This is a genomic window from Geobacter anodireducens, assembly GCA_001628815.1.
In the GTDB taxonomy this organism is placed as follows: domain Bacteria; phylum Desulfobacterota; class Desulfuromonadia; order Geobacterales; family Geobacteraceae; genus Geobacter; species Geobacter anodireducens.
Window position 1 is genome coordinate 2,900,006 of the sequence record CP014963.1, and the last position, 26,876, is coordinate 2,926,881.

32 protein-coding genes and 2 pseudogenes are annotated in these 26,876 nt (G+C 59.0%); 12 read left to right on the top strand and 22 right to left on the bottom strand.

The features are described 5' to 3' along the window. Positions 1–43: 43 nt before the first annotated feature. The 6 genes from A2G06_13235 to A2G06_13260 all read left to right on the top strand — a co-directional run bounded on the left by A2G06_13235 (position 44) and on the right by A2G06_13260 (position 7,022). Positions 44–613, top strand: a complete 570-nt coding sequence (locus tag A2G06_13235) for a cytochrome C (protein ID ANA41066.1) — start codon at positions 44–46, stop codon at positions 611–613. A gap of 234 nt (positions 614–847) precedes the next feature. Next, the gene (locus A2G06_13240; GenBank protein ANA41067.1) at positions 848–1,306 is read left to right on the top strand and encodes a transcriptional repressor; all 459 of its coding nucleotides are present in this window, start codon (positions 848–850) and stop codon (positions 1,304–1,306) included. Positions 1,307–1,470: 164 nt separating this feature from the next. After that, entirely contained in the window at positions 1,471–2,928 is a 1,458-nt protein-coding gene (locus tag A2G06_13245) for a catalase (protein ANA41068.1), read from the top strand. A 152-nt stretch (positions 2,929–3,080) separates the two neighbouring features. Beyond that, the gene (locus A2G06_13250) at positions 3,081–4,118 is read left to right on the top strand and encodes a cytochrome C peroxidase (GenBank protein ANA41069.1); all 1,038 of its coding nucleotides are present in this window, start codon (positions 3,081–3,083) and stop codon (positions 4,116–4,118) included. A 218-nt stretch (positions 4,119–4,336) separates the two neighbouring features. Continuing rightward, the gene (locus A2G06_13255) at positions 4,337–4,909 is read left to right on the top strand and encodes a rubrerythrin (protein ID ANA41070.1); all 573 of its coding nucleotides are present in this window, start codon (positions 4,337–4,339) and stop codon (positions 4,907–4,909) included. Between the two features lie 247 nt (positions 4,910–5,156). After that, positions 5,157–7,022, top strand: a complete 1,866-nt coding sequence (locus A2G06_13260) for a PAS domain-containing sensor histidine kinase (protein ANA41071.1) — start codon at positions 5,157–5,159, stop codon at positions 7,020–7,022. A 560-nt stretch (positions 7,023–7,582) separates the two neighbouring features. Here the strand turns inward: A2G06_13260 and A2G06_13265 are convergent. Beyond that, positions 7,583–8,149: a transcriptional regulator gene (locus A2G06_13265; GenBank protein ID ANA41072.1), complete on the bottom strand. Its 567-nt coding sequence runs from the start codon at positions 8,147–8,149 to the stop codon at positions 7,583–7,585. Positions 8,150–8,320: 171 nt separating this feature from the next. Here A2G06_13265 and A2G06_13270 point away from each other — a divergent pair, with 171 nt between their 5' ends. From A2G06_13270 to A2G06_13290, 5 genes are read left to right on the top strand one after another with little or no spacing between them, the layout of a single operon-like run. After that, on the top strand, positions 8,321–9,310 hold the full coding sequence (locus A2G06_13270) for a hemolysin secretion protein D (GenBank protein ID ANA41073.1): 990 nt from the start codon (positions 8,321–8,323) through the stop codon (positions 9,308–9,310). A 25-nt stretch (positions 9,311–9,335) separates the two neighbouring features. Further along, positions 9,336–10,268 (top strand): multidrug ABC transporter ATP-binding protein, encoded by a 933-nt coding sequence (locus A2G06_13275; protein ID ANA41074.1) that lies wholly within the window; start codon positions 9,336–9,338, stop codon positions 10,266–10,268. Continuing rightward, positions 10,265–11,233 carry a multidrug ABC transporter ATP-binding protein gene (locus A2G06_13280; GenBank protein ID ANA41075.1) on the top strand — a complete coding sequence of 323 codons (969 nt, stop codon included), beginning with the start codon at positions 10,265–10,267 and terminating at the stop codon, positions 11,231–11,233. The genes A2G06_13275 and A2G06_13280 overlap by 4 nt, the downstream gene beginning before the upstream one ends. Continuing rightward, positions 11,230–12,363: a hypothetical protein gene (locus A2G06_13285; GenBank protein ID ANA41076.1), complete on the top strand. Its 1,134-nt coding sequence runs from the start codon at positions 11,230–11,232 to the stop codon at positions 12,361–12,363. Before A2G06_13280 ends, A2G06_13285 begins: the two co-directional genes overlap by 4 nt. 2 nt (positions 12,364–12,365) lie before the next feature. Further along, a complete protein-coding gene (locus A2G06_13290; protein ANA41077.1) occupies positions 12,366–13,496 on the top strand; it encodes an ABC transporter permease in 1,131 nt (376 codons plus the stop codon). A gap of 76 nt (positions 13,497–13,572) precedes the next feature. Here A2G06_13290 and A2G06_13295 read toward each other — a convergent pair whose 3' ends face one another. The 3 genes from A2G06_13295 to A2G06_13305 all read right to left on the bottom strand — a co-directional run bounded on the left by A2G06_13295 (position 13,573) and on the right by A2G06_13305 (position 16,404). Continuing rightward, positions 13,573–13,914, bottom strand: a complete 342-nt coding sequence (locus tag A2G06_13295; GenBank protein ANA41078.1) for a rubrerythrin — start codon at positions 13,912–13,914, stop codon at positions 13,573–13,575. A 115-nt stretch (positions 13,915–14,029) separates the two neighbouring features. After that, positions 14,030–14,890 (bottom strand): diguanylate cyclase, encoded by an 861-nt coding sequence (locus A2G06_13300; protein ANA41079.1) that lies wholly within the window; start codon positions 14,888–14,890, stop codon positions 14,030–14,032. A gap of 128 nt (positions 14,891–15,018) precedes the next feature. Continuing rightward, a complete protein-coding gene (locus tag A2G06_13305; protein ANA41686.1) occupies positions 15,019–16,404 on the bottom strand; it encodes a deoxyribodipyrimidine photolyase in 1,386 nt (461 codons plus the stop codon). A gap of 122 nt (positions 16,405–16,526) precedes the next feature. On the opposite strand from A2G06_13305, the gene A2G06_13310 reads away from it, so the two are divergent. Further along, positions 16,527–16,793, top strand: coding sequence for a hypothetical protein (locus A2G06_13310; protein ID ANA41687.1), 267 nt, complete (start codon positions 16,527–16,529; stop codon positions 16,791–16,793). 78 nt (positions 16,794–16,871) lie between these two features. On the opposite strand, the gene A2G06_13315 is transcribed toward A2G06_13310, so the two are convergent. From A2G06_13315 to A2G06_13400, 18 genes and pseudogenes are all read right to left on the bottom strand, one after another. Then, positions 16,872–17,399, bottom strand: coding sequence for a 50S ribosomal protein L17 (locus A2G06_13315; GenBank protein ID ANA41080.1), 528 nt, complete (start codon positions 17,397–17,399; stop codon positions 16,872–16,874). 34 nt (positions 17,400–17,433) lie between these two features. Continuing rightward, the gene (locus tag A2G06_13320; protein ID ANA41081.1) at positions 17,434–18,456 is read right to left on the bottom strand and encodes a DNA-directed RNA polymerase subunit alpha; all 1,023 of its coding nucleotides are present in this window, start codon (positions 18,454–18,456) and stop codon (positions 17,434–17,436) included. A gap of 32 nt (positions 18,457–18,488) precedes the next feature. Beyond that, positions 18,489–19,115: a 30S ribosomal protein S4 gene (locus A2G06_13325; GenBank protein ID ANA41082.1), complete on the bottom strand. Its 627-nt coding sequence runs from the start codon at positions 19,113–19,115 to the stop codon at positions 18,489–18,491. A 37-nt stretch (positions 19,116–19,152) separates the two neighbouring features. Further along, positions 19,153–19,548, bottom strand: coding sequence for a 30S ribosomal protein S11 (locus tag A2G06_13330; GenBank protein ANA41083.1), 396 nt, complete (start codon positions 19,546–19,548; stop codon positions 19,153–19,155). A 21-nt stretch (positions 19,549–19,569) separates the two neighbouring features. Beyond that, on the bottom strand, positions 19,570–19,938 hold the full coding sequence (locus tag A2G06_13335) for a 30S ribosomal protein S13 (GenBank protein ID ANA41084.1): 369 nt from the start codon (positions 19,936–19,938) through the stop codon (positions 19,570–19,572). Positions 19,939–19,961: 23 nt separating this feature from the next. Then, positions 19,962–20,075, bottom strand: coding sequence for a 50S ribosomal protein L36 (gene rpmJ, locus A2G06_13340; protein ANA41085.1), 114 nt, complete (start codon positions 20,073–20,075; stop codon positions 19,962–19,964). A 30-nt stretch (positions 20,076–20,105) separates the two neighbouring features. Further along, positions 20,106–20,852 (bottom strand): type I methionyl aminopeptidase, encoded by a 747-nt coding sequence (locus tag A2G06_13345; protein ANA41086.1) that lies wholly within the window; start codon positions 20,850–20,852, stop codon positions 20,106–20,108. Next, the gene (locus A2G06_13350; GenBank protein ID ANA41087.1) at positions 20,849–21,502 is read right to left on the bottom strand and encodes an adenylate kinase; all 654 of its coding nucleotides are present in this window, start codon (positions 21,500–21,502) and stop codon (positions 20,849–20,851) included. The genes A2G06_13345 and A2G06_13350 overlap by 4 nt, the downstream gene beginning before the upstream one ends. 21 nt (positions 21,503–21,523) lie before the next feature. Continuing rightward, positions 21,524–22,831, bottom strand: coding sequence for a preprotein translocase subunit SecY (locus tag A2G06_13355; protein ANA41088.1), 1,308 nt, complete (start codon positions 22,829–22,831; stop codon positions 21,524–21,526). Further along, complete coding sequence (locus A2G06_13360) at positions 22,828–23,274, bottom strand: 50S ribosomal protein L15 (GenBank protein ID ANA41089.1); 447 nt, start codon at positions 23,272–23,274, stop codon at positions 22,828–22,830. The genes A2G06_13355 and A2G06_13360 overlap by 4 nt, the downstream gene beginning before the upstream one ends. Before the next feature lie 19 nt (positions 23,275–23,293). Further along, positions 23,294–23,473 carry a 50S ribosomal protein L30 gene (locus A2G06_13365; protein ID ANA41090.1) on the bottom strand — a complete coding sequence of 60 codons (180 nt, stop codon included), beginning with the start codon at positions 23,471–23,473 and terminating at the stop codon, positions 23,294–23,296. A gap of 21 nt (positions 23,474–23,494) precedes the next feature. After that, positions 23,495–23,983, bottom strand: a complete 489-nt coding sequence (locus A2G06_13370) for a 30S ribosomal protein S5 (protein ANA41091.1) — start codon at positions 23,981–23,983, stop codon at positions 23,495–23,497. A gap of 24 nt (positions 23,984–24,007) precedes the next feature. Beyond that, positions 24,008–24,376, bottom strand: coding sequence for a 50S ribosomal protein L18 (locus A2G06_13375; protein ANA41092.1), 369 nt, complete (start codon positions 24,374–24,376; stop codon positions 24,008–24,010). 18 nt (positions 24,377–24,394) lie between these two features. Continuing rightward, a pseudogene (locus A2G06_13380) lies at positions 24,395–24,933 on the bottom strand (50S ribosomal protein L6). 28 nt (positions 24,934–24,961) lie between these two features. After that, entirely contained in the window at positions 24,962–25,360 is a 399-nt protein-coding gene (locus A2G06_13385; protein ANA41093.1) for a 30S ribosomal protein S8, read from the bottom strand. Positions 25,361–25,601: 241 nt separating this feature from the next. After that, positions 25,602–26,140 (bottom strand): annotated as a pseudogene (locus A2G06_13390) (50S ribosomal protein L5). A 14-nt stretch (positions 26,141–26,154) separates the two neighbouring features. After that, entirely contained in the window at positions 26,155–26,481 is a 327-nt protein-coding gene (locus A2G06_13395) for a 50S ribosomal protein L24 (protein ID ANA41094.1), read from the bottom strand. Positions 26,482–26,504: 23 nt separating this feature from the next. Beyond that, positions 26,505–26,873 (bottom strand): 50S ribosomal protein L14, encoded by a 369-nt coding sequence (locus A2G06_13400; GenBank protein ID ANA41095.1) that lies wholly within the window; start codon positions 26,871–26,873, stop codon positions 26,505–26,507. Positions 26,874–26,876: the final 3 nt, after the last annotated feature.

Consider the following 26,876-nt stretch of genomic DNA (forward strand, 5'->3'; position numbering starts at 1 on the left):
TCCACATAAAATAATCTCAATAAAGTCTTTCACAGGAGGGCATATGCGCAGACATTCCAACAAAACGAATCCGGTTGCGGCGGGGATTCTGTTCATCGCCTTGGCATGCTGGGCGGGGAACGCCATGGGGTGGGGCACTTCGGGTGACAGTTGGAGTACCTGGGGCGGTTCGCGGCCATCACTGAATCTAAACCTTGCGTTCACTGATTGCGCGAAATGCCATACCTCCACCAACAACGTCAACCGACACCACGACCTGATCACGAAAAAGGGTAAGCAGTGCCTCGCCTGCCACACCATGACGGCGGACAACTCGGGGCAATATACCGTTCAGGTCCAGCGGGACTGTCAAGCCTGTCACACATCCTCCGTCCACGACAACGTCCAACACAATGTCAGCACCTGTAGTCGTTGCCACGGCAGCGACGTCATCAACATCCACTCGGGGTGGCGTTCATACGCCAGCACATTGTCGGCCTGCTACCTCTGTCACACCAGCACCAATGCCAAGGTCAAGGCGACCATTGCAAAAGGTGTGAGCGGACAGACCGTTTACTGCACCGACTGCCACGGCAGCAACCCCCACAGTTGGGGAGGCACCTGGGGGCGCTGACCGGAACGGATAAAGAACGAGGAATCATGCGAAGGGCCGGGGCAACACATGTTCCGGCTCTTCGTGCGTGCAGCCCGGCACGAAGAACCATGTTCATGTCATGCGAGCGGGACCACGCATAAACCCGGGAAATGCCGTTTTTGGGGAAAATCCCTCCAGGGCTTGACTCACCCCTACTTGTTAGGTATTTTTCTTATATGGAATAATTAGTCAACAAGCAAACGGTCACGTGTCATGCCGAAAAAAATCACATTCACAGCGGAACAAGAGCATGCCTTTGAAAAGGCGTGCAGGGATGCCGGGTTGCGGCTCACCCATCAGCGCCTGGAGATCTACCGTGAACTGGCCACCTCAACCGACCACCCGTCGGCGGAGACGCTCCACCAACGGTTGCGCAGGGGCAACCCCTCCCTCTCGCTCGATACGGTCTACCGGACCCTGGCGGTCTTTGCACACCATGGCATCATCAACAGAGTCGAAACGGTCGAAAGCCAGTCGCGATTCGAGACGAAACGCATGCGGCATCATCACCTGATCTGCAGCAGGTGCAAGGAAATCATCGATTTCCAGTGGCACCACATCGACGAGGCGCCCCTGCCCGAAGAAACCAGGTCCTGGGGGCGGATCGACAACAAAAACGTTGTGATATACGGCGTTTGCAACAAGTGCCTCGTATCTGAAAAAACGTCGTAAAAAATTCCACGCTCCTGCTAGCAATTATTCCTGTCTGACATGGCCATAATTCTAGCCTGACATGCCTGCCCGACCGGGAGCGGGAAACGCCTGAACATTTGCTGCTGCCCGACGGCAGGTGCGGCCGGGACGGCCGCATACCTCATACGCAAAGGAGAGGAACGATGGCAAAGAAACGTCTCACAACCAATGCCGGCGCCCCCGTTGTGGACAACCAGAACATCATGACCGCCGGGCCCCGGGGTCCGGTGCTTCTCCAGGATGTGTGGTTCCTGGAGAAGCTGGCCCACTTCGACCGGGAAGTGATCCCCGAGCGCCGCATGCATGCCAAGGGTTCCGGCGCCTACGGCACGTTCACCGTTACCCGCGACATCACCGGCTACACAAAGGCGAACGTTTTCTCGGCGGTGGGCAAGAAAACTGAGCTCTTCGTCCGTTTTTCCACCGTGGCCGGTGAACGGGGCGCCGCCGACGCCGAGCGGGACATCCGGGGCTTTGCCATCAAGTTCTACACCGAGGAGGGAAACTGGGACCTGGTGGGGAACAACACCCCGGTTTTCTTCCTGCGCGACCCGCTCAAGTTTCCCGACCTGAACCACGCCGTCAAGCGCGACCCCCGCACCAACCTGCGCAGCGCCCGCAACAACTGGGATTTCTGGACCTCGCTGCCCGAGGCCCTGCACCAGGTCACCATCGTCATGAGCGACCGGGGCATCCCCGCCACTTACCGCCACATGCACGGTTTCGGCAGCCACACCTTCAGCTTCATCAATGCCCGGAATGAACGCTACTGGGTCAAGTTCCACCTGAAGACCCAGCAGGGAATCCGGAATCTGAGCGACGAGGAGGCAGAGGCCCTCATCGGCAAGGATCGCGAGAGCCACCAGCGGGATCTCTACGAGAGCATCGAACAGGGAGACTTCCCCCGCTGGACCATGTTCGTGCAGATCATGCCCGAAAAGGAAGCGTCCTCCTGCCCCTACCACCCCTTCGACCTGACCAAGGTCTGGCCCCACAAGGATTACCCGCTGCAGGAAGTAGGAGTGCTGGAGCTGAACCGGAACCCGGAAAACTACTTCGCCGAGGTGGAGCAATCGGCCTTCAATCCGGCCAACGTGGTGCCCGGCATCGGCTTTTCTCCCGACAAGATGCTCCAGGGGCGACTCTTCTCCTACGGCGACGCCCAGCGCTACCGCCTCGGCGTCAACCACCACCTGATCCCGGTCAACAGGGCCCGCTGCCCCTTCCACAGCTATCACCGGGACGGCGCCATGCGGGTTGACGGTAACCATGGCAGCACCCTCGGCTACGAACCCAACAGCTACGGCGAGTGGCAGGAGCAGCCCGATTTCGGGGAGCCCCCCCTCTCGCTGGAAGGGGCCGCAGACCACTGGAACCATCGCGCTGACGAGGATTACTACTCCCAGCCCGGCGCCCTCTTCCGCCTCATGACCGACGAGAAGAAGCGGCTCCTGTTTGCCAACACGGCCCGCGCCATCGGTGACGCGCCGCGGGAGATCCTTCTTCGCCACATCGGGAATTGCCTCAAGGCCGACCAGGCCTATGGCAAGGGGGTGGCCGACGCCCTGGGCATCCCGTTGAGCGAAGTAACTGCCGGCTGATGCCCCGGGCTGGTGTGGCTGAAGTATTTACCGAGTATTTACCCTGTTCGCTGCCACGATGACCGCACCATGAACGTCCCGGCCGAACGGCATCGGGTTCCGCGCATCATTGCCGGCACGACCACCTACAAGAACCAGGAGGGATACCATTCATGAAACAATTGTCCGTATCGCTTGCCGTCCTCTGTGCAGTCGCAACCAGCCAGGCATTCGCCGCCGATGAACTGCAGCAGCGCGCCCGGGGCCTCTTCAAGCCGGTCCCGGCCAAGGCGCCCGCCCTGAAGGGCAACCCGGCGTCGCCGGTCAAGGTGGAACTCGGCAAGATGCTCTATTTCGACCCGCGGCTGTCCGCATCCCACCTCATCAGTTGCAACACCTGTCACAACGTGGGCCTGGGCGGCGGCGACCTCCAGGCAACGTCCACCGGTCACGGGTGGCAAAAAGGGCCGCGCAATGCGCCGACGGTTTTCAACTCGGTCTTCAATACCGCCCAGTTCTGGGACGGCAGGGCCAAGGACTTGGCAGAGCAGGCAAAAGGCCCGGTGCAGGCCTCGGTCGAGATGAACAACACGCCTGAGCAGGTGGTGAAGACGCTGAACAGCATCCCCGACTATGTCGGCCTGTTCAAAAAGGCATTCCCGGGAGAAAAGGACCCGGTGACCTTTGACAACATGGCAAAGGCCATTGAGGTGTTCGAGGCAACCCTGACCACGCCGGACTCCCCCTTCGACCAGTATCTCAAAGGGAAGAAAAAGGCCCTTGACGGAAAACAGGCCGCCGGCCTCAAGCTCTTCATCGACAGGGGATGCGTCGCCTGCCACGGAGGCGTCAACCTGGGCGGAACCGGCTATTTCCCGTTCGGCGTCGTGGAAAAGCCGGCCGAAAACATTCTGCCCCTCGCCGACAAGGGCAGGTTCGCGGTCACCAACACCGCCAGGGACGAGTACGTGTTCCGGGCCCCGTCCCTGCGCAATGTGGCCATCACCTACCCCTACTTCCACTCCGGGGTCGTCTGGAGCCTGAAAGAGGCGGTGGCGGTCATGGGCTCGGCCCAGTTCGGCATCAAACTGAACGACGATGAAACCGAGGCCATCGCCGCCTTCCTCTGCAGCCTCACCGGCAAGCAGCCGAAAGTCGTTTATCCGATCATGCCGGCCAGCACCGACGCAACGCCGCGCCCCAGGCTGTGAGCGGTTCCCGTCGGCCGTCACCGGAGACGGAGCAAGACCCGTGGAGGGACGCGCGCGAGAAGCACGCACAGGGGCGGCCGCTGGCTGCCCGGCCTATCCGCCCAGCCTCTTGCCGTGCATGCCCGCACGAATGAAGGCGGCCAGCGGCCCACGCTGCGCTGCCGGATCGATTCTGGTATAGAACATATCTCAACCACCGCTGGAAAGGAGAGCTGTACATGACACTGAAAGGTACCAAAACAGAGCAGAACCTGTTGAAATCATTTGCCGGCGAAAGCCAGGCCCGCAACCGCTACACCTACTTTGCCGCCGCAGCCCGCAAGGAAGGATACGTGCAGATCGCCGACATATTCGAGGAAACCGCCAACCAGGAGAAAGAGCACGCCAAGCGGTTCTTCTCGTTCCTGGAGGGGGGAGACCTGGAGATTACCGCCTGTTTCCCCGCCGGCAAGATAGGCACCACCGCCGAAAACCTGCTGGCCGCGGCCATGGGCGAGCATGAAGAGCATTCCGACCTCTACCCGGCGTTCGCCCAGGTGGCCCAGGAAGAGGGATTTCCGGCGATCGCGGCGGTCTGGCGGGCCATTTCCGTGGCGGAGAAGCAGCACGAGAAGCGCTATCGCGACCTGCTCGCCAATGTCGAGAACAACCGGGTCTTCACCCGCGACGGCGAAGTAGTCTGGCGCTGCCGCAACTGCGGCTATCTCCACACCGCCGCCGGGGCGCCCGATCTGTGCCCCGCCTGCGCCCACCCCAAGGCACACTTCGAACTGCTCGGGGAAAACTGGTAGCAGCGCCACCGTTTCAGCACCGGGGCGCGTCCCGCAGTGGGACGCGCCTTTTTATTCAAGGCACCGCACATGCTTGGCTTTCCATTCCGGACAACCATCCTGTGCCCCGCCCTTGATGTGAAACCGCCATCCAAGGCAGGGAGGCTGCCCTGCGGCAACAAAAAACTAATTTACACTGGATATACTAAACAAATAAAATAGACTTCCCATCAACACCGCCCCACCAACATTGCACCCCGGTGACCAAATGAACACAGCCCCCCCGTCACGTGATTTAATCGATCTGGATATCCTTACGACAATTGTGGAATGCATGCCGGCGGCCGCTGTTTTGATCGAGGACGAACGGGTGTTCTGTAATCGCGGGACAGAAGTCCTCACCGGCTATCGGCGAGACGAGCTCCCATCCCTTGAGGTGTGGTTCCGCACCCTGTTCGGCTCAGAGCACGAAAGGGCCCGGGTCCTGTTCGACGCTGACCGGGCAGCCGGATTCCCGGCAGTGCGGCGGGAAATCATAACCAGGAAGGACGGGAGCCGACGACTGGTCGAGGTCGCCGGCTCGGCCTGCGGCCAGGTGATCTGTTATCTGCACGACATCACCGACCTCATGGACGTCCGGCTGCAGTTACAGGAGTACGCGGAGCGCTACCGGATCATGAAGAGCACGTCCATGGACGGCTTCTGGGTCGTGGACCTTCACGGCAGTATCGTGGAAGTCAACGACGCATGCTGCCGCATCCTGGGGTACAGCCGGGAAGAATTGCTGGCCATGTCCATCCACGACATCGATGCCACCGAGAGCGTGGAGGAAACGCAGGAGCATATCCGGAACATCATCGAACAAGGCTCCGAGCGCTTCGAAGTCCGCCACCGCCGCAAAGACGGCGCGGTCATCGACGTTGAGGTCAGCACGACGTTTCAACCCGCTTCGCGCTGTTTCCACGCCTTTATCCGGGACATCAGCGAACGCAGGCAGACCGAAGAGGCTCTCCGGAAAAGCGAGGAGCGATTCCGACTTGCCATGGAGGCAACCTCCGACGGCATCTGGGACTGGAACATCGCGTCGGATAGCGGCTACTTCAGCCCATCCTACTACCGGATCCTCGGGTATGAGCCTGAGGACTTCCCCCCCTCCGCCCAAGCGTGGATCGAGCTCCTGCACCCGGAAGACCGGGAACGGGCCATCAGGATCAACATGGATTGTTTCGAGGGGAGAACCCAGTACTTCCAGGCCGAATTCCGCATGAAGGCCAAGGACGGCAGTTGGCGCTGGATTCTCGGCCGGGGATCGGCCGTGAACAGGGACGGCCGGGGAAAAGCCCTGCGCCTCATCGGCACCCACCAGGACATCACCGACCGCAAGCAGACAGAGGAAACCATCGGCAAGCTCAACCGGGAACTCGACAGACGCGTCATGGAGCGGACCGCCCAGTTGGAAGAGGCCATCCGGGAGCAGGAGGCCTTCAGCTATTCGGTTTCCCATGACCTGCGGGCGCCCCTGCGGCATATCAACAGCTACAGCACCCTGGTTATCGAGGACTACGACGATCAGATTCCGGTGGAGGCCCGTTACTACCTCGAGCGCATCTGCACGGCCAGCGGCAAGATGGGACAACTGATCGACGACCTGCTGGAGCTTTCGAGGGTCGGTCGGGTCGATTTGCGCAAAGACACCGTCAACCTGAGCAAAAAGGCGGCGGCGGTCGCATCGATGCTCCAGGAGGCCGAGCCCTACCGCGCCGTTGACTGGGTCATTGCGGGCGATCTCACGGCACAGGCCGACCGCACCCTGATCCGGCAGGTCCTGCTCAACCTGATGGGCAACGCCCTGAAGTACACCGCCAGAACTCCCCGGGCACGAATCGAGGTCGGCAGCACCGCCGCCGATGGGGAGACGATCTTCTTTGTCAGGGACAACGGCGCCGGCTTCGACATGGCCTACGGGAACAAGCTGTTCCGCCCCTTCCAGCGGTTGCACGGCGGCGAGTTCCCCGGCACCGGCATCGGCCTGGCAACGGTCCAGCGGATCATCAAGCGGCATGGCGGCCGGGTCTGGGCCGAGGGCGAAGTCAACGGCGGGGCGACCTTCTACTTCACCCTGCCCGAGGACTGAGGGTCCTCCCCACTGCCTAATTGATCAACAATCTTATCGAAAACGTCGTCATCACCACATTCGGCGATCTGTTCCTTCCGGAGAGGCAACATATCGTGCCGCCTGGTGAAACGAGCAACTGACGGATCGACCGGAGTGGCTTCAATAGCAGCATAGGAACCAGCACCCCACAGCGCCTTGGCGCGCAGTCGTAAGCGTTGCAGCCCGGCCAGGAAATCGTAGCGATATTCCACGTCACATGCCCTTTGGCTGTCGATACGCTGGCAGCTCCGCTTCAATGATCGAGTGCAAGACTCCCGGCTTCTTTTCTATTCTCAAAGACATGGCGCCAAACCTTTCCTTCACACACGCCACCACTATGCTGCAACCCGATAACAACGACAATTGCCACCATTACACTACATCGTCAAACCGCAAGACAAAATAGTTACGCAACGCCATTGCGGCACTCAGCCTATACTTCCCACAACCTCACAACCGCTGGGGCGCTGACGGCACTCCAACTTTTCAAGAAAAGGGGCGCCCATCGGGTGCCCCCTCACCAGCATCCGTTCCCGCCGTTACGCTTCGGCCAGCAGAATCGCCTCGGCAATCCGGCGCATGCTCTTGCGCTTGTCCATGGCCAGCTTCTGCATCTTGCGGAACGCTTCGGGCTCCGTGAGCCCCTGCTTCTGCATCAGGATCCCCTTGGCTTTTTCAACGATCTTCCGGTTTTCAAGGGCTTCCTTCAGATCCTCGATCTGCTCCTTGAGGAGTTCCACCGCTTCGGCATGGGCACAGGCCAGCTCGATGGCCGGCCAGAGATCCTGCTCCCGGAACGGCTTGGCCAGGAAGCCGCCGATGCCGCATTCCCTGGCCCGCGCGACCGTGTCTGCGTCATAGCAGGCCGTCAGCAGGATAATGGGCACCGTCAGGCTCTGCCGGATCTGGCGGGCCGCCGCGATGCCGTCTTTCTTCGGCATCGACACGTCGAGAATAATGACGTCGGGAAGTTTCGCCAATGCCATCCGAACGGCCTGCTCGCCATCCCCGCACTCCAGGATCTCATCGAAGCCAAGCTCAGTGAGCTTATTTTTTAAGCTCATCCTGATAATCGGCTCATCGTCGCATATAAGGATACTTCGCACTAAAATCACCACCTTATCTCGTTTTATCCATCCACATGCGCCCCTGCTCTCCATCTATCCAGCATAAAGTGTTCCAATTGCATTATCGCACCGCCCTGTCATTACGTCTTTACATCACCGTTCATCGTGCCAGAATAGGGAAGAGCTTCTGAAGATTCCGGAGGGTTGTGCATGAAGAGGACTCTACTCATTGCCGCGGCGGTTCTCCTGGCGGCGGCCGTGATTGCCGCCCTGCTCCTGCGCCGCAACGGCACTGTGGATGACATCGTCAGGGTTTCGGGCAACATCGAGGTCACCGATGTGGAACTGGGCTTCAAGATACCGGGCACGGTGCGCGAACGCCTGGTGGATGAAGGCGTGATGGTCGGGACGGGCCAGGTGGTAGCGCGGCTGGACGACGATGAACTGCGCCTTGAAGTGGCCCGGGAGGAACGGCAGGCAGAGGCGCTGGCGGCCCAGTTGCGCGAACTGGAAACCGGCTTCCGGCGGGAGGAAATCGCCCAGGCTGACGCAGCCGTCAAGCGGGCCCAGGCCGATGCCGACCGACTGGAGGCCGACTTTGCCCGTCAGGAGGCGCTCTTCGGGCGCGAGGTGATCTCCCGGCGCGATTTCGATGCGGCAAAGGCTGCCCGCGACGCGTCCCAGGCACAGTTGCACGAGGTCCGGGCCCGGCAGGAGCTCATGCACCGGGGACCCCGCCGCGAACAGATCGATGCCGCCCGCGCCCGCTTCAACCAGGCGCGCGAGTCCCTTGACCTGGCACGCACCCGCCTCTCCCACGCCACCCTGGCCGCCCCCCTGAGCGGGCTGGTTCTCTCGAAGCACGTGGAGCCGGGGGAACAGGTGGCGGCAGGCACCCCCATCGTCACGATCGGCGACCTGGCGAACACCTGGCTGCGGGCCTACATCCCGGAGACCGACCTGGGTCGGATCAAGGTGGGGCAGAAGGCGCGGATCAGAAACGATACCTGGCCCGATCGGCGCTACGAGGGGACCATCACCTTCATCTCGCCCGAGGCCGAGTTCACCCCCAAGAACGTTCAAACCGACAAGGAACGGGTCAAGCTCGTCTACCGCATCAAGATCGCCATCCCGAACCCGAACCGGGAGCTCAAGCCGGGGATGCCGGCCGATGCGGAGATCATCACCGGGAGCCCATGACCGGAAAGCGCCGGATACCTGCCCCATGCATGCCATCGACACCGAAAACCTGACCAAACGCTTTGGCGAGCTCACCGCCGTGGATGGCCTCACCCTCACCATCGCCCCGGGCGAACTCTTCGGGCTCGTGGGCTCCGACGGGGCCGGGAAAACCACCACCATGCGGATGCTCTGCGGCATCATGGACCCAACCGAAGGCCGGGCCCGGGTGCTTGGCCGGGACACGGTGCGCGAGGCCGAGGCGATCAAAGCCGAAATCGGCTACATGAGCCAGCGGTTCGGCCTCTACCCCGACCTCACGGTGCTGGAGAACATCCACTTCTATGCCGACATCTACGGCATCCCCCGCCGGGGACGCGACGAAACAATCGACCGGCTGCTCGCCTTCAGCAACCTGACCCCATTCCGGCGCCGCCAGGCGGGCAACCTCTCCGGCGGAATGAAGCAGAAGTTGGGGCTCGCCTGCGCCCTGATCCACACCCCCCGGATCCTCTTCCTTGACGAGCCCACCAACGGCGTCGATCCGGTTTCCCGCCGGGATTTCTGGCGCATCCTCTACCAGCTCCTGCGGGAAGGGGTGACCATCTTCGTGACCACGGCCTACCTGGACGAGGCGGAGCGCTGCAACCGGGTCGGCCTGATCCACAAGGGGCGGCTTTTGGCCTGTGACGCCCCTGACCGGCTCAAGGGCCTGATGCGGGGAACGATCCTCGAAGTGCGCACCGATGCCGCCCGGCAGGCAGCGCGCATCCTTCGCAGCGGACTCGACGGGACCACGTCCGTGGGGCTCTTCGGCGACCGGGTCCACGTGGTGACCGAGGCGCCGGATCGGACTCGCTCCGCCGTCGAGGCGCTCATGGCCCGGGAAGGGCTTCCCCTCAGGGGCCTGCGCCCCATCGAACCAAGCCTGGAGGACGTCTTCGTGTCGGTCCTCTCCGCCCGGGACGGTGCGCCATGACCGCGCCCGAATTCGCCGTCACCCTGCGGGACCTGGAGCGCCGCTTCGGCGACTTCATCGCCGTGAACCGGATATCGCTCGATGTGCGGCGGGGAGAAATCTTCGGTTTCCTGGGCCCCAACGGGGCCGGCAAGTCGACCACCATCCGGATGCTCTGCGGCATCCTGCCGCCGAGCTCGGGCAGCGGCACCGTGGCCGGGTTCGACATCGTCCATCAGGCCGAGGAGATCAAAAAAAACATCGGTTACATGAGCCAGAAGTTTTCCCTTTACGAGGACCTGACCGTGGAGGAGAACATCGACTTTTACGCCGGCATCTACAGAATTCCGGACGAGCGGCGGCAGGAGCGGAAGGAGTGGGTGATCGGCATGGCAGGGCTCGCCGAGCACCGCCGCAGCCGCACCGCCATTCTCTCCGGCGGCTGGAAGCAGCGCCTGTCGCTGGGTTGCGCCATCCTCCACGAGCCCCCCATCGTCTTTCTCGACGAACCCACCTCCGGCGTCGACCCCATCAGCCGCCGCGCGTTCTGGGACCTGATCTACCGCCTGGCCGGCGCGGGGGTCACGGTCTTCGTCACTACCCACTACATGGATGAGGCCGAGTACTGCGACCGCCTCGCCCTCATCTACCGGGGAGAGCTCATCGCCCTCGGCACGCCGGAAGAGTTGAAGACCGAGCGGATGGTTGAGGAAATCGTGGAGGTAGCCTGCGACCGCCCCCAGGAACTGATGGAAGAGATCGAGGCGATTCCCGGGGTAAAGCACGCCGCCCTCTTCGGCCGGGGGCTCCATGTGGTAACGGAAGACGCCGTGGCAACGGTCCCGGCCATCGCAGGGGTTCTCGCGGCCCGGGGAATCACCGCTGACCGCATCGAAAAGATCATTCCTTCGCTGGAAGACGTTTTCGTATCCCTCATTGAAGCACGCGATCGGGAACAAGGCGCCCTGCGGGAGTTCAGCCGATGAAGCTGCAGCGGATTACAGCGGTTGCCCGGAAGGAGTTCATTCACGTCTTCCGGGACATCCGGAGCCTCATCATGGGAATCGCCATCCCGATGATGCTGCTCTTTCTCTTCGGCTACGCCCTGACCCTCGACGTGGACAACGTGCCCCTCGTGGTCTGGGATCAGAGCGCCACGCCCGCCAGCCGCGACCTGGTGAGCCGGTTCAGCGGTTCGCACTATTTCTCGCTCAAGGGATACGCCGGTGACTACCGGGAGATCGAACGGGCCATCGACCGACGCGACGCCCTCATGGCGCTCGTCATCCCCCGCGGCTTTGCCGGGGATCTCCAGGCGGGCCGCCAGGTCCGGGTCCAGGCCATCGTCGACGGAAGCGACTCCAACACCGCCACCACCGCCCTGGGCTATGCCGAATTCATCGTCGGCACGTACAGCCGGCCCCTCATCATCGCCCAGATCCGGCGCTCGGCCGATCAGCCGCCCCGCCCGCCGCTGGCCCCGGAACCGCGGGTCTGGTTCAATGCCGACCTGGTGTCCCGCAACGCCATCGTTCCCGGCCTCATCGCCGTCATCATGATGGTCATCGCCGCGCTCCTCACCTCCCTCACCGTGGCGCGGGAGTGGGAAACCGGCACCATGGAGCAACTCATCTCCACCCCCCTCACCGGGGCGGAGCTCATCATCGGCAAACTGGTCCCCTACTTCTGCATCGGCCTCTTCGACCTCGTGGTGGCGCTCCTGGCGGGGCGCTTCATCTTCCAGGTACCCATGCGGGGAGACCGGCCGCTGCTTCTGGCAACGTCCATCCTCTTCCTCCTGGTGGCCCTGGCCCTTGGCGTCTTCATCAGCATCGTCGGCAAAAGTCAGTTCGCGGCCAGCCAATTCGCCATGGTGGCAACGCTGCTCCCCGCCTTTCTCCTGTCGGGCTTCGTCTTTCCCATCGCCAACATGCCCATCCCCCTTCAGGCAATCACCCACGCCATCCCGGCACGCTATTTCGTCACCATCCTGCGGGGAATCTACCTGAAGGGGATCGGGATCAGGGTGCTGGCCGGCGACATCCTCTTCCTGGCCGTGTTCGGGACGCTCATTTTCGCCCTGGCCGTACGGAAGTTCCGCAAAAAAATGAGCTAGCCATGTTCGATCGCTTGAAAACCATGCTCATAAAAGAGGCAATACAGATCCTGCGGGACCCGAAGATGCGGTTCATCATCCTCGTTATCCCGGCGATCCAGATCACCCTCTTCGGCTACGCGGTCAACACCGATGTCAAGCACATCGCCACGGCGGTTTACGATCTGGACAACAGTGCCCTGAGCCGCGACCTCGTTGCCCGCCTGGAACGCTCCGGCTACTTCGACATCGTGCAGCGGGTGCAACGGGGAGATGAACTGCGCGATCTGCTGGACCGGGGAAAAGTTCGGGCCGCGGTGCAGATAAATCGGGGATTCCAAGAAAACATCCGCGCCGGACGGACCGCAACGCTCCCGATTATTGTCGACGGCACTGACCCGAGCACCGCCAGGATCGTCGTGAGCTATTCGGTAACCATTGCCGAACGGTTCAGCGATCAGATCCTGACCGACTATTCCCTGCGAAGGGGTGGCAGGACCATGGGAGCCAAGGGCATCGAACTGGAAAGCCGGGCCTGGTTCAACGCCAACCTGGAGAGCCGCAACTACTACGTGCCGGGGGTCATCGCCTCCATGGTCCTGATCACCACAATGGTGCTCTCCAGCATGGCCGTGGTGCGCGAAAAGGAGATCGGCACCATGGAGCAGATCATCGTCACGCCGATCCAGCGGTGGGAATTCATTGTGGGCAAGCTGGTTCCGTTCGCCATCGTGGGCTACATCAACGTCACCATCGTGACCTGCATTGCGCTCTTCTGGTTCAAAATTCCTCTCAGGGGCAGCATTCTGCTGCTCATCGGCTCAACCGCCCTGTTCCTGATGAGCACCCTCGGATTCGGGCTGCTCATATCAACCATCAGCCGGACACAGCAGCAGGCCATGATGAGTTCGTTCATGTTCACGTTCCCGGCCATGCTCCTGTCGGGCTTTGCGTTTCCCATCGAAAACATGCCCGCGAGCATCCAGTATGCCACCTACCTGAACCCGCTTCGCTACTACCTGGTCATCATCCGGGGCATCTTCCTCAAGGGGATCGGGCTCGGCATCCTGTGGCCGCAGCTTGCGGCGCTGGCGCTGCTGGGCTCGGTCGTGCTCCTTTTTGCGGTTGGCCGATTTAGAAAATCGGTGGGGTAACTCTTCCTCTGCCAAACGAAAAAACGCCCCGGAGTGCTCCGGGGCGTTCTGCTGAATACGAAGACAATGCCCGTTGTCAGGACTTTTTCGACTTCCCGCCCTTGGTCTTGGCCCGCTTTTTCACCTCTTCCGCGAGTTCCTCGACCTCCTCGAATCCTTCCGCGTAGAACTTCTCTTCATCGGGAGCCAGGTGATAGAGCAGCTTCAGAAACTCGCCGGCATGGACCCGCTCCTCATCGGCGATATCCCTGAGAACGGCAATGGCGAGTTCGTCGTCCGTGGACTCGGCCAGTTGCATGTAGAGCTGGATCGCCTCGTACTCGGCTGCGATCATGAAGCGGATTGCCCGCACGAGCTCCGCGCGGGTCAGTTTGCGGCCATTGGCCAGTCCGGCAAAAGGATTTCCGAAGTCAGGCATGTGTACCCCCCTTTCCATGGTTTCATCGCGTTTCCGCGGAACACGACCGGATGTCGCCTGGCGGCGGGCTGACCGCTGCCATCACTCAGGAGGCGCACCGCCTCCCGGCCGCCAGTCATCCGGCCGCCGCGCCGGCCCCCCGGCAGGTTTCATACTTGACGGCTCCGCCACCAACGCGGCTTGCGGAATCGGCGAGCTTCACACCGCGCCTCATCATCTCGTCCGTGGACTCCGGCGCAGTTTCATACGTTACCGCACCGACGCCGAACCGCAACTGCCACCGCCGGCCACGCTGCACCGCCGCAAGGAGGCCCAGCATCTTCTGGACCACAGCCTTTGACGGATCATGGGCTGTCTCGGGCAGCAGCGCCGCCAGGGTAAACTCGTCGATCCGGGCAAACAGGTCGGTTTCCCGAAGCTGCGGCCTGATGGCTTCAGCGGCCGCAGGCATGATATCCCGCAAAGAACCCGGTCCGACCGTCTGTTCGCCATCGGGCGGGCCGAACCTGAGGACAATGAGAGTGAAGGGGCGGCCGTACCGTTTCGTCCTACCGAGCTCGTTCCGGGCAAGCTCTTCGAAGCAGGTGCGCGTGGCAAGGCCGGTCAGCGGATCGGTCCGCGCCGTTGCCGCCATGAACCGGCGGGATCTTTTTATTGCGTCGACCAGAAAGACGATCGAGAACAGCAGTCCGAACTCCCACAGAAGCGTCCACAGCGTGGGGCCGAGATTCGTCTCTTCGCCCGAGAACACGCCGTTGGCCAGCCCCCAGACGATTCCGCCGGTGCAGGCGGCCGCAACGCCGGCCCTTCGCGTACCGAACCAGGTCACGAGGGCTGCGGGGATGGCATAGAACGGCTCAAACCCCAGCCCGTCTGCCAAATGATCGATCAGGCCGAAAAGGATAAGGAGCACGTAGCCAAGCGCCATCAGCACTTGACGCGACTGCCGCTCTACGAACTCCGTCAACTCCGTCATAGGATCACCCGTCTCCGCGGCCGCACACCCCGGAGTTCCCTTGGGTATCACTGGTTATTCCAACTGTCCCGGCTGGATATTCTTACCAGAAATCAGGACGTTCATCAATAACTTGCTTGTGCGTGCCGTTATTCACTCGGGACCAATTCCGCACATGTGACGGGACTAACAATCACGCGGCGTCCGTAGGCATCCGTATCAAACTTTCTCCGGCAACCGTCGCGGCTCATGGAGCGAATCATGCCGAAGACGGGTCTCTCTGCCCAGGGACGATCATGGACACCGCCGATGCTCCAGGCAATGCCGGCGTATCCGTTGGGATCCCTGCCGTCGAGTTCATAGCGGTCGTTGAGTTGAATGGCAATCCTGAGGGCATCTTCGGGCGAAGAGGCCCACTCGAGCAGTTTCTTTGCCCAGTACATTCTCAGGTAGCCGTGCATCCTGCCCCAGCGTACCATTTCGAGTTGCGCTGCATTCCAGAGAGAATCGTGGGTCTTTCCCTGCTCCAGCACGTCAAGGTCATAGCACTGGGGGCGAGGATCGTGCCGATGTCGGTTGAGGGTCCGTTGTGCCCACTCGGGAAAACCGTCGAAGCGGTCGTAGGCATCGTTGAAATAGCAAAAATTGTCGGCAAGCTCCCGACGCACGATCAATTCTTCAAGAAAGGCATCACGCGATTCTGTCGGCGCGGCGGCAGCAAACGTTGCCTGCGCGACCCTCTGGGCGGAAAGCTGGCCGAAATGGAGCCAGGGGGACAATCCCGACTGCCCCATTACTGCCGGGTTATTGCGCCGGGTGGCATAGCCCGCCAGCCCGTTTTCAAGAAATCCGGCCAGGGCAGTCTGCGCCGCCCCTTCTCCCGGCGCAAGCCATCTAACCTCAGGCACCGATTCGTCAAGAACCATCCCGTCCACGGCCTCCCGCCACTGGGCGTCCGAAGGGAGCGCTCCCTGCCACGGGAACGGGTGACGTTGCAGAGGCGGAAACGGCTCCATGAAATCGGGAAGCAGTCGGCGTATTTTGGGGCGGATGGTGTAGGCCCCCCATTCCTGACGCTGCGATGCGATCCAGCAGGGGACTATATTATGGGCATCCACCTCGTCGAACGGGATCGCTATCTCCCCGGCCACCTGCCGTTTCCACTCGCGCTTGACACGGAGCGGATCGAAGTCGGCAACCAGATGCGACACCCTGTGCCGCCTCGTGAAGCCCGCGACCTCAACCCCGGGGTCGCCGGTCACGAGAAAAAAGGGAATAGCAAGCCGGTTCAGCGCAGCCCGTGTCTGCTCCAACCCTGTGAGCATGAACCGATACTGGCGTGCGGTTGCGCCGAGAAAGCCGGGAACGAGACAGAAAAGTACCCCAAGTGGCGCATTGCGGGCCAGCGCAAGCTCCTGAGCATGGATCAACGCCCAGTTGTCGGCAGCGCGCTGATCCCTGCTCATCCAATATATCACCGGGCCGGCCGTGGCCTCACCCCCCTGAAGCAGGGAACGAATCCGTCCGCAGTTCATAGCCCCCCCTTGGCTCTTCAAATTCAGGAACATTATTGTATCGCTCCCTTGGGATGATGCAAACGCCGTTCCGTGGAACATATCATTCCACGGCTCAAGTCCTGGCGCCTGGCGCCGATGAGATATCAGGGCGGACATGCAAGGACACGCCCGGCGACTATCGGTGGAGTTCATCTCTCGGTGGCCGGACGCGGGAGAGGAGGGCACACGTGGAGATCAGCAGCGTAACATCCGGCATTTCCGTTGCGCGAGCAGCAGAATCATCCGTACTTGTGGCGGATACGGTACTGGAGTCTCAAAAACTGGAGGGGCGTGCCGCCGTCACGCTCATCAGGGGAGCGGGAGCCGTGGCCGGCAGTGCAGGTGAACGTATTGACGTGTATGTGTAGGGTGTTGCACTGGTTCAGATAAAAAAAGAGGCACGGTAAACCGTGCCTCTCTGATGCATGCTCAACTGCCGTGCTGGTTTAGTCGGCCTTGGCTTCGCACTCCTCTGCCGGGTCCTTGACTTCGGAGATTTCGACTTCCGGCTCTTGGGGCTGCGCAGCGGCGATTTCGCCCGTTTCCTCAACTGCAGGCTTGGCGGAAACAGCTTGAGCCGGCGCGGCAGGCTTGCTCTTCTTCACCTTCTTTTCGAACTGTTCTTCAACGAGTTCGATTACGGAAAGAGGTGCGCAGTCACCGGGTCTGATCCCCAGCTTGATGATACGGGTATAACCTCCCTCGCGCTCCGTGTAACGGGGTGCGATTGTGGAGAAAAGCTTGGTGACAACCTTCTTGTCACGAATATATGAGGCTGCCTGACGCACCGCGTGGAGATCGCCCCTTTTGCCGAGAGTGATCATCTTCTCGGCTATGGAGCGCAGCTCCTTCGCCTTGGCATCAGTCGTAGTGATCCGCTCATGGGCAAAGAGCGAGGTCACCATGTTCCTGAACATGGCGATACGGTGACTCGTCGTTCTTCCCAGCCTTCTTCCCGCCTTATTGTGACGCATGACCTATGTTCCTTTCTTCCGGCAACCGTACGAATTATTCTTCATCCTTGCGCTCGCCGCGCAGCCTGCGCATGACTTCCGGATCGGGGAACCCTTCCAGTTTCATACCAAGCGTAAGGCCCATCTCAGCGAGTATATCCTTGATCTCGTTCAGGGACTTGCGGCCGAAGTTCTGTGTCTTGAGCATCTCGGCCTCGGTCCGGGACACAAGCTCACCAATGAGCTTGATGCCGGCGTTCTTGAGGCAGTTGGCAGAGCGCACGGAAAGTTCGAGTTCATCGACCGAGCGATAGAGATTCTCGTTGATGGGGCTTTCCCCTTCGCCAACTTCAGCCTCGCCGCTCGGTTCGGCTTCCTCGTCGAAGTTAATGAAGATGCTCAACTGCTCCTTGAGGATCTTGGCGGCAAAGGCAACCGCATCTTCCGGGATCACGCTGCCGTTGGTCCACACCTCAAGCGTAAGCTTGTCATAATCGGTCATCTGGCCGACGCGGGCATTGGAAACCGTAAAGTTAACCTTGCGGATCGGCGAGAACAGGGCGTCGATAGGAATTGTGCCAACTGGGGCCTTCTCATCGCGGTTCCGGTCTGCGGGCACATAGCCCTTGCCCACCTTCACCACCATTTCCATTTCGAAATTCGCATCCTTGGAGCATGTGGCGATGTGGTGCTCGGGATTCAGGATCTCAACCTGGGGATCGGTGATGATGTCGCCTGCCGTGATGATACCGTCGCCCTTATGAATGATCCGTACGGTCTTGGGCTCGGTGCCGTACATTTTGAGGCTTACGCCCTTCAGGTTGAGAATGATATTGGTAACATCCTCGGTCACACCGGGGATGGAGGAAAACTCGTGAAGTACCCCCTTGATCCTTACAGAGGTGATAGCTGCGCCCTGGAGCGAGGAAAGCAATACCCTGCGGAGCGAATTGCCGAGGGTCGTGCCGAATCCGCGCTCGAACGGTTCTGCATAAAATTTTCCGTATTTATTGGTAAGCGTCTCGCTTTCAACCTGAAGTTTTTTCGGACTGATCAGGTCGCGCCAGTTTCTATACATGTATATCCTCCCTGTGACGGGTTATGCGAACATTACTTCGAATAGAGCTCGACGATCAGTTGCTCCTGGATCGGCATCGTAATGTCTTCACGCACGGGAAGAATCTTCACGACACCCTTGTAAGCTTCCTTCTCAAGCTCAAGCCACTGGGGAATGCCCCTGCGCACAACCGCATCAAGAGACTCGTTGATACACGCGATCTTCCGGCTCTTTTCCTTGAGTTCGATAACATCGCCGGCACGGAGCTGGATCGAAGGGATGTTCGCCTTCTTGCCGTTCAGCGTGAAGTGATTGTGTCGAACGAGAATTCTGGCCTCGGTCCGGGATGCGGCGAAACCAAGCCGGTACACCACATTGTCCAGGCGGCGCTCGAGGAGCGAGAGCAGATTCTCACCGGTAACTCCCTTGAGGCGATCCGCCTCCTGGAAGTAGCTCCGGAACTGCTTCTCGAGGATGCCGTATATCCTCCTCACCTTCTGCTTCTCGCGCAGCTGAACACCGTAGTTGGAAACCTTCGGCCTTCCCTGCCCATGCTGTCCCGGCGGGTAGTTACGCCGCTTGATGGCACACTTATCGGTATAGCACCGCTCACCCTTCAGAAACAACTCCATGTTCTCCCTTCTGCACAGCCGGCAGGAAGGACCTGTATATCTAGCCAACTCTGACCTCCTTATTCGTGTCTATAAATGAGAAATGTTAGACTCTTCTGCGCTTGGGAGGACGGCAGCCGTTATGGGGAATCGGCGTCACGTCCCGTATGAAATTGACGTGGAAGCCGGCAGCCTGGAGTGCGCGAAGAGCCGACTCGCGACCGGAACCCGGTCCCTTTACGAAAACTTCCACGCTCCGCATGCCATGCTCCTGGGCCTTGCGTGCACACTCCTCAGCCGCGATCTGAGCGGCAAAGGGGGTGCTCTTGCGCGACCCCTTGAAGCCTTTGGAGCCGGCCGAGGACCATGCCACGACATTCCCCACGGGATCAGTGATGGTTATGATCGTATTGTTAAACGTGGCCTGGATATGGGCAACGCCGTTGGGGATATTCTTCTTTTCCTTTTTTTTCCTAACGACTTTTTTAGAAGGGCTAGCCATTATTCCTCCAGAATCCTTGTTCTATTTCTTCTTGCCTGCGACAGTTCTGGCAGGCCCTTTGCGCGTACGGGCATTGGTCTTGGTCCGTTGGCCGCGCACCGGAAGCCCTTTCCGATGGCGCAACCCGCGATAGCATCCAAGATCCATAAGACGCTTTATATCCATGGACACATCACGGCGGAGATCACCCTCCACCTTGAGGTTCTTGTCGATATAGTCCCTGATCTTGGCGACTTCTGACTCGGCAAGATTATCGGTCCGCGTGTCGGCGCCAACGCCGGTCTCGGCCAAAATCCGCTGAGCGGTCGTGCGCCCGATTCCGAAAATGTACGTGAGCGCTATCTCAATGCGCTTATTCCTCGGTAGGTCAATGCCTGCAATGCGTGCCAATGCCAGCTCCTCCTCTTAGTCTCTTAACCCTGTCTTTGGGAATGCTTCGGGGTTTCACAAATAACGCGCACAACACCTTTGCGCTTGACGATTTTGCACTTGTCGCAAATTTTTTTTACGGATGCCCTGACTTTCATAGACATTTCCTTTCACGTGCTTCGCTGGTTCTATAACTTGCTCAGTATATCAGGACCATTTTCCGTAATAGCCACTGTGTGCTCAAAATGAGCCGACATACCTTTGTCACAGGTGACTGCGGTCCATCCGTCACTGAGAATTGTAACGTGATGCCCCTTCTCGTTGATCATCGGCTCAATGGCCAGCACCATCCCGGCCTTGAGCTTCACGCCGCGCCCCGGCTCTCCGAAGTTGGGGACCTGGGGGCCTTCGTGAAGATTTTTACCTATGCCGTGCCCAACAAATTCACGCACGACTGAATAGCCTCGTGCTTCAACATAGCTTTGCACTGCGTGTGAAATATCTGAAAGCCGGTTGCCGACCACCGACGCCTCAACCGCGCGCTGGAGCGACTCTTCGGTTACGGCAAGAAGGTCGAGCACCGCTGGCCTTACGCTTCCCACCGGAACGGTAATGGCTGCATCGCCATAAAACCCGTCCACGACAACACCAAAATCGAGGCTGATAATGTCACCCTCGACCAATTCCCGGCTATTCGGCATACCGTGAACGACCTGTTCGTTAACCGAACAACAGAGCGAATAAGGAAACCCGTTATACCCCTTGAACGCCGGCCGTGCCTTACGCCTCCTTGCTTCAGCCTCGGCAAGCTCGTTGAGCTCCAGCGTGGTTATGCCCGGCCTGATGCGTGCCTTGAGGATTCCAAGAACTTCGGCGACTATTCTGCCGGACACACGCATTTTTTCAATTTCACGGGGCGACTTGAGTATGATCACCCGTTACTACTCTCAACCAGCAGCGCAATCTGGCGCTGCACATCTTCGATCGGCTCCAGGGCGTTTACTTTGCGCAGGAGCATTTCGCCCTCGTAATACGACTTCAGGGGCGCTGTCTGCTCATCATATACTTCAAGCCTGCGCCGCATGGTGTCTTCGCGGTCGTCCTCACGCTGGTAGAGTTCACCGCCGCACGCATCGCACACACCTTCGGCGCGGGGGGGGTCAAACGCGACGTGAAACGCCCGGCCACACGCACGACAGACCCTGCGTCCGACGATACGCTCCAGCAACACTCCCTTGTCGACCTCAAACGAGACAACATGCTCTATCTGCTTGCCCAACGCACCGAGCACCTGCTTCAGCGCATCGGCCTGAGCCACGGTGCGGGGGAATCCATCAAGGATAAAGCCGGACGCGCAATCAGGAGAGACCAGCCGTTCCTCCACAATACCGACAACTACGCTGTCAGGGACAAGCGCCCCCTGCTCCATGTACTCTTTCGCCTTGACCCCCATCGGGGTTTTCGACGCAACAGCAGCACGAAGTATCTCGCCGGTCGATATCTGCGGCACCCCATATGCACGAGTTAACAGGTTCGCCTGCGTGCCCTTACCGGCACCAGGCGGGCCGAGAAACACCAGATTCATGCAATACACTCCACGCCAGTATTACCGCCTGCCCCGCACCCGCACACCCTTCATGAAGCCCTCATAGCTTCGGGTGATGAGATGGGATTCGATCTGCGCCGCCGTGTCCATGCCGACGCCTACGGCAATGAGAAGAGCGGTACCCCCAAAGTAGAACGGCAGATTGAACTTGCCGACAAGAACAGACGGGAGAACGCATACGGCCGAGATATACAGCGCCCCGGCAAAGGTGAGCTTTGTCAACACCCGATCAAGATAGTCGGATGTTTCCTTGCCCGGACGAATCCCGGGAATGTATCCGCCGTGCTTTTTAACATTCTCCGCGACATCGACGGGATTAAACGAAACAGCCGTATAGAAATAACAGAAGAAGATAATAAAGGCAACATAAAAGATTTCGTAGGCCCAATTGCCTGGGGTCAGGCTTTTGGCAACTGTCTGGACCCAGGGAACATTGATGAAGTTCGCCACCGTGGCCGGGAACATGATGATGGAGGATGCGAAAATCGGCGGAATAACTCCGGCCATGTTGACCTTGAGCGGCAGGTGCGAGGTCTGGCCCCCATATGTTTTAAGCCCGACGACCCGCTTCGCGTAATGAATCGGCAACCGTCGCTGCCCTCGCTCCACATACACGATGGCGGCTATTACCAAGAACATCAGCGCCACAACGAGCAGAATCACGAACAGTGAAATTTGCCCCGTCTTGATCAAGCGGCCCGTATTGAGTATGGCCGTCGGTATCCGCGCAACTATTCCGGCAAAGATGATCAGAGAGATTCCGTTGCCGACCCCCTTCTCGGACATCTGCTCACCGAGCCACATGATGAAGGCCGTGCCGGCGGTAAGCGTGATCACTGTCATCAACCTGAACCCCCAGCCGGGATTGGGGACAACCAGCTCACCCGCCGGGCCGCGCATGCTCTCCAGACCGATGCTGATGCCGAGGGCCTGCACCACGCTGAGCACTATCGTGCCGTAACGCGTGTACTGTATGATCTTCTTCCTGCCGGACTCCCCTTCCTTGGACAACTTTTCAATGGAAGGCACAACCACCGTCAACAATTGAAAAATGATGGACGATGAAATATAGGGCATGATGCCCAGAGCAAAGACAGTCAGCTTCTCCAGCGCACCCCCCGAAAACATGTCGAAAAGCCCGAGGAGTGTACCACGGGCTTGAGCGAAGAAGTGCGCAAGTGCGTTGCTGTCGATGCCGGGGGTCGGAATATGGCAGCCTACCCGGTAGACCGCCAGCATCCCCAGTGAAAAAAGCACTCGCTTCTTCAGTTCAGGTATCCGGAAGATGTTCTGAAATGCATCGATCAAAGTGAAATCTCCTCGACAGTACCACCTGCCGCTGCGATCTTTTCTTTAGCCTTTGCGCTGAACTTGTGTGCCTTGACGGTAAGCGCTTTGGTCAGATCGCCGTCAGCAAGGACCTTGAGGCCATCCTTGACTCCACCGATCAGTCCCGCATTCAAAAGGGCTTCAACGTCGATGCAGCTTCCGGCCTCAAATACTTCCAGTTGGCCGATATTGACGAGTGCATATTCCTTACGGGTCAGAGGAGTAAAGCCACGCTTGGGCAGTCGCCGTTGCATGGGCATCTGGCCGCCCTCGAAGCCTGGCCTGACGCTACCGCCACTGCGGGCCTTCTGCCCCTTGTGCCCCTTGGTGGCGGTCTTGCCGTGACCGGAGCCATGTCCGCGACCGATCCGCTTTCTATCTTTTGCTGCCCCTACTGCAGGCCTGAGTTCGTTGAGTTCCATTCATACACCTCTGGAGAGATTACTCTTCTACCTTCACCATGTGGGACACCTTCTGCACCATCCCAGCGATTTCAGGAGTGTTCTTGAGTACGACCGTTTTGTTGACCTTGGTAAGCCCAAGACCGTTGAGCACGGCACGCTGCTTGCTGGGTGCTCCGATGTGACTCCGGACAAGTGTTATTTTAAGTTCAGCCGACATTCGTTCCCCCGTTAACTCACACTATTCCGCTACACCCCTGCGTGCCATGATCTCTTCAGGGCTCCGCAGTTGCGTCAGACCGTCAAAAGCAGCCTTGACCACGTTGTGAGGGTTGTTGGATCCAAGACACTTGGACAGCACGTTATGCAGACCCGCCGCTTCGAAGACGGCCCTGGCGGCACCGCCCGCGATCACACCGGTACCTGCCGAAGCAGGCTTGATAAGCACACGGCCGGCGCCAAAGTGGCCAAGTACCTCATAGGGTATGGTATGACCTTCTACAATCGGAACCTTGACCAAGTTCTTCTTTGCCTGCTCCACCCCTTTGCGAATGGCTTCGGGCACCTCGTTCGCCTTGCCAAGTCCGTAGCCGACATGGCCATTGCCGTCGCCGACAACCACCAAGGCGGAGAAACTAAACCGCCTACCGCCTTTCACCACCTTGGCAACACGGCTGATATGGACAACCTTGTCCGTAAGATTCAAATCATTGGGGTTGATCTTGTACAAGTTGATGCCTCCTTGTGATCCCTATTAGAAGGTCAGGCCGTTTTCACGGGCTGAATCGGCCAATGCCTTGATTCGTCCGTGATATAAGAAACCGTTTCTGTCAAACACTACGGTCGCAATGTTCTTTTCGAGTGCACGTTTCGCAATCAGGGCGCCAACCCGCTTTGCAGCTTCGACGTTACCGCAATGATTCAGGCTGTCAGAAGCCTCTTTCTGCACCGTAGAGGCTGAAACGAGCGTGGTTCCGGTTGTGTCGTCAATGATCTGAGCGTAGATGTGCTGCGCGCTCTTGAATACATTAAGACGCGGACGCTCGGTCGTACCGCGGATTTTCTTTCTCACCCTCGTCTTACGCTTGAGGTGGGCCACTTTTTTCTGAGCAAGAGGACTCAATTCTCTTCTCCTTAACGGCTATTTTTTACCTGTTTTGCCGGCTTTTCTCAAAATCTTCTCGTCAGCGTACTTGATCCCTTTCCCTTTGTAGGTTCAGGACCGCGGAACGAGCGGATCTTTGCCGCCGTCTGACCGACGAGTTCCTTGTCTATGCCCTTCACGAGGAGCTTGGTCATCTTATCAACTTCGACGGTAATCCCTGCCGGAAGAGCATAATTAATCGGGTGAGAGTATCCAAGGCTGAGGTTAAGCACATCTCCCTTAGCCTCGGCACGGTAGCCAACCCCGTTGATTTCGAGGGCACACTCAAAACCCTTTGTCACCCCGACAACCATGTTGTTCACGAGAGTACGGGTGAGGCCGTGTGCAGCACGCGCTCTCAGGCCGTCATCCGCACGCTTCACCTCAATGCTTGAAGGGGTGATCTCAAGAGATACATCATCCATCACCTGCCGTGACAGCTTCCCCTTGGGCCCTTCGATCGTCAGGACGGAATCACTGAACGCGACCTTGACTCCGCTCGGTATTTCAATAGGACGTTTGCCAATCCTGGACATGACGTTATGACTCCTTGATCCCTTATAATTACCACACCGTGCAGAGAACTTCTCCGCCAACCCCGGCCTCGCGGGCTGACTTGTCGGTGATTAGTCCCTTGGAGGTCGACAATATCGCTACACCCATACCGTTCCTGACGCTCGGAATCTTATCGCTTCCGACATAGACACGACTCCCGGGCTTGCTGACCCTCTTGATTTCGTTGATCACCGGGTCCTTTTCGTCAATATACTTCAGATAGACGCGCAGGACGCCCTGGCGGTTGTCAGCTATGACTTTGTAGTTCTTGATGAAGCCTTCAGCCTTAAGAACATTGGCAAGGTTCACCTTGAGGTTCGACGAGGGGATGTCGACCTTTTGCAGTCGCGCCATGTTGGCGTTGCGTATCCTCGTCAGCATATCGGCAATGGGGTCTGTCATCGACATGGAACGTACTCCTCTTTATTATTACCGTTTAACTGGTTACCAGCTCGACTTGATCACGCCGGGTATCTGTCCGGCCGAGGCAAGCTTACGCAGGCAGATCCGGCACATATCGAACTTGCGATAATAGGCCCGTGGTCTCCCGCACAGAGGGCAGCGATTATACTCGCGAACCTTGAATTTGCTTCCCCTTTGAGCCTTTATGATCATTGATGTCTTTGCCACTGGTAATCCTCCACAGATGTTAGTGCCTGAACGGCATGCGAGATGCTTGAGAAGAGCTCTACTCTCTTCATCAGTCTTTGCCGACGTTACAATAGTTATGTTCAGACCCTTGATCTTGTCGATTTTGTCGTAGTTGATCTCAGGAAAGATAAGCTGCTCTTTAACACCAAGCGAATAGTTGCCCCTTCCGTCGAACCCCTTGGCAGAAACGCCCTTGAAGTCACGAACGCGAGGCAGCGCTACGTTGATGAGTCGATCGAGGAATTCATACATTTTCCCGCGGCGCAGGGTAACCATGCAACCGATCGGCATCCCCTGGCGGAGCTTGAACCCGGCGATCGACTTCTTTGCCTTGGTAATGACGGACTTCTGTCCGGTTATGGCGGCAAGTTCCTCGACAGCCGAGTCGAGAATCTTGACGTTCTGGATCGCCTCACCAAGCCCCATGTTGACCACAATCTTCTCGATCTTGGGCACCTGCATGACATTCGTATAACCGAAGTCCTTGGTCAACTGCTCGACGATCTCTTTATGATAAAGCTCTTTAAGCCTTGCCATCTTCCCCTCCAGTCCTATTTATCAAAGGCTTCGCCGCACTTGACGCAGACGCGAACCTTCTTGCCGTCTTCGAGGATGGTCTTCTTTGCCCTCACCGGCTTTTCGCACTTGCCACAGTAGAGCATTACGTTGGACACATGGAGGGGGGCCTCTTTTTCGACTATGCCGCCAGGCTCGTTACCACGTGCACGCGTGTGGCGCTTGACGATATTGAGTCCTTCCACAAGCACGCCATCTCTTTTCGGAAGGATGCGGAGCACCGTGCCGGTCTTACTCTTGTCCTTGCCTGTTACGACAGAGACGGTATCGCCCTTTTTGATGTGAAACTTTTTATCGAGCATTGAACTTTCTCCACGGGGATGATTTACAGAACCTCAGGGGCCAGAGAAATGATCTTCATGAACTTCTGGGCCCTGAGTTCCCTGGCGACCGGCCCGAAAATACGGGTGCCAACGGGCTCACGCTGGTTGTTGATCACAACGCCCGAGTTGTCGTCAAAACGGATGTAGGAACCATCCGGGCGCCCGATTTCCTTTGCGGTGCGTACAATTACAACCTTGACCACATCGCCCTTTTTGACTTTTGCGTTAGGAACAGCTTCCCTGACCGAACAAACAACGACGTCCCCAACTCCGGCATACTTGCGCTTCGATCCACCGAGCACCTTTATGCAGAAAAGTTTTTTGGCCCCCGAGTTGTCCGCCACATCGAGTACAGTTTGCATCTGAATCATGTG

Coding starts and splice junctions, on each gene's coding strand:
- A2G06_13260 (ANA41071.1), top strand. CDS start 5,157: ATGAACACAGCCCCCCCGTCACGTGATTTAATCGATCTGGATATCCTT.
- A2G06_13385 (ANA41093.1), bottom strand. CDS start 25,360: ATGTCGATGACAGACCCCATTGCCGATATGCTGACGAGGATACGCAAC.
- A2G06_13250 (ANA41069.1), top strand. CDS start 3,081: ATGAAACAATTGTCCGTATCGCTTGCCGTCCTCTGTGCAGTCGCAACC.
- A2G06_13280 (ANA41075.1), top strand. CDS start 10,265: ATGACCGCGCCCGAATTCGCCGTCACCCTGCGGGACCTGGAGCGCCGC.
- A2G06_13255 (ANA41070.1), top strand. CDS start 4,337: ATGACACTGAAAGGTACCAAAACAGAGCAGAACCTGTTGAAATCATTT.
- A2G06_13315 (ANA41080.1), bottom strand. CDS start 17,399: ATGCGTCACAATAAGGCGGGAAGAAGGCTGGGAAGAACGACGAGTCAC.
- A2G06_13235 (ANA41066.1), top strand. CDS start 44: ATGCGCAGACATTCCAACAAAACGAATCCGGTTGCGGCGGGGATTCTG.
- A2G06_13400 (ANA41095.1), bottom strand. CDS start 26,873: ATGATTCAGATGCAAACTGTACTCGATGTGGCGGACAACTCGGGGGCC.
- rpmJ (ANA41085.1), bottom strand. CDS start 20,075: ATGAAAGTCAGGGCATCCGTAAAAAAAATTTGCGACAAGTGCAAAATC.
- A2G06_13240 (ANA41067.1), top strand. CDS start 848: ATGCCGAAAAAAATCACATTCACAGCGGAACAAGAGCATGCCTTTGAA.
- A2G06_13305 (ANA41686.1), bottom strand. CDS start 16,404: ATGAACTGCGGACGGATTCGTTCCCTGCTTCAGGGGGGTGAGGCCACG.
- A2G06_13290 (ANA41077.1), top strand. CDS start 12,366: ATGTTCGATCGCTTGAAAACCATGCTCATAAAAGAGGCAATACAGATC.
- A2G06_13300 (ANA41079.1), bottom strand. CDS start 14,890: ATGACGGAGTTGACGGAGTTCGTAGAGCGGCAGTCGCGTCAAGTGCTG.
- A2G06_13365 (ANA41090.1), bottom strand. CDS start 23,473: ATGTCGGCTGAACTTAAAATAACACTTGTCCGGAGTCACATCGGAGCA.
- A2G06_13320 (ANA41081.1), bottom strand. CDS start 18,456: ATGTATAGAAACTGGCGCGACCTGATCAGTCCGAAAAAACTTCAGGTT.
- A2G06_13395 (ANA41094.1), bottom strand. CDS start 26,481: ATGCTCGATAAAAAGTTTCACATCAAAAAGGGCGATACCGTCTCTGTC.
- A2G06_13295 (ANA41078.1), bottom strand. CDS start 13,914: ATGCCTGACTTCGGAAATCCTTTTGCCGGACTGGCCAATGGCCGCAAA.
- A2G06_13275 (ANA41074.1), top strand. CDS start 9,336: ATGCATGCCATCGACACCGAAAACCTGACCAAACGCTTTGGCGAGCTC.
- A2G06_13270 (ANA41073.1), top strand. CDS start 8,321: ATGAAGAGGACTCTACTCATTGCCGCGGCGGTTCTCCTGGCGGCGGCC.
- A2G06_13285 (ANA41076.1), top strand. CDS start 11,230: ATGAAGCTGCAGCGGATTACAGCGGTTGCCCGGAAGGAGTTCATTCAC.
- A2G06_13360 (ANA41089.1), bottom strand. CDS start 23,274: ATGGAACTCAACGAACTCAGGCCTGCAGTAGGGGCAGCAAAAGATAGA.
- A2G06_13330 (ANA41083.1), bottom strand. CDS start 19,548: ATGGCTAGCCCTTCTAAAAAAGTCGTTAGGAAAAAAAAGGAAAAGAAG.
- A2G06_13350 (ANA41087.1), bottom strand. CDS start 21,502: ATGAATCTGGTGTTTCTCGGCCCGCCTGGTGCCGGTAAGGGCACGCAG.
- A2G06_13245 (ANA41068.1), top strand. CDS start 1,471: ATGGCAAAGAAACGTCTCACAACCAATGCCGGCGCCCCCGTTGTGGAC.